Source organism: Psychrobacter sp. DAB_AL32B, assembly GCF_002224105.1.
In the GTDB taxonomy this organism is placed as follows: Bacteria; Pseudomonadota; Gammaproteobacteria; order Pseudomonadales; family Moraxellaceae; genus Psychrobacter.
This window is the reverse complement of the sequence record NZ_NEXU01000136.1, coordinates 1-862: the sequence shown is the minus strand read 5'-3', so window position 1 is coordinate 862 and position 862 is coordinate 1. Positions and strand designations below refer to the sequence as shown.

At 41.1% G+C, this 862-nt stretch carries 1 protein-coding gene; it reads left to right on the top strand.

Going from position 1 to position 862, the window contains the following annotated elements; genetic code table 11:
* Nucleotides 1–832, top strand: an 832-nt coding sequence (locus CAN34_RS13655; RefSeq protein WP_123891921.1) for an IS3 family transposase, incomplete at its 5' end; no start/stop codon positions are given.
* Between the last annotated feature and the right edge of the window lie 30 nt (nucleotides 833–862).

The following is an 862-nucleotide window of genomic DNA, read 5'->3' as shown; positions in this document are numbered from 1 at the left end:
ATTAAGCGATCAGCATCGGCTAGCTTTACTTCTTATCGTGGCTAATATACCAAGAAGCAGCTTTTACTATCATCTACGTGTCCTAAAGACTGATGATAAGTACGCCGATCTTAAACAGCGTATCAGTGAGATTTATCACTACCATAAAGGTCGATATGGTTATCGTAGAGTCACCAAAGCGCTTAAAAACGAAGGTTTGACTTATAATCACAAGCTTATCGCACGACTTATGAGTGAGCTTAAACTTAGTGCGAGAATCAGACGACAAAGATACCGATCCTATAAAGGACAGTGCGGCGTTATTGCCAAGAATAGAGTTAAACGCAGATTCAGGGCGAGAGCGCCAAATCGCAGGTGGCTCACTGACATTACTGAGTTTAAAGTGGGTGATGATAAGCTGTATCTATCGCCGATACTCGATTGTTATAACAATGAGATCATCAGCTACCAGTTATCAAGACGACCCGTATATGACTTGGTCAAACAGATGCTTGATAGTGCGGTTAAAGGGATACCTAAAAAGCGTACCGAGGAGCTAACGCTACACTCAGATCAAGGGTGGCATTATCAGATGAAACCGTTTGCAACAACGCTCAAAGCGAATAATATCAAGCAAAGCATGAGCCGAAAGGGTAATTGCTTAGACAATGCACTGATGGAGAGCTTCTTCGGGACACTCAAATGTGAGACTATCTACATTGAGAAGCCTAAGACTATTGAAGTGTTAGAACAACAGATTCATAGATTTATGCATTATTATAATCATGAAAGAATTCAGCTTAAACTAAAAGGACTGAGCCCTGTGCAATACAGAACTCAGTCCTATATTTAATTAACCGTCCAAGTTTCGGGGGTCAGTTCA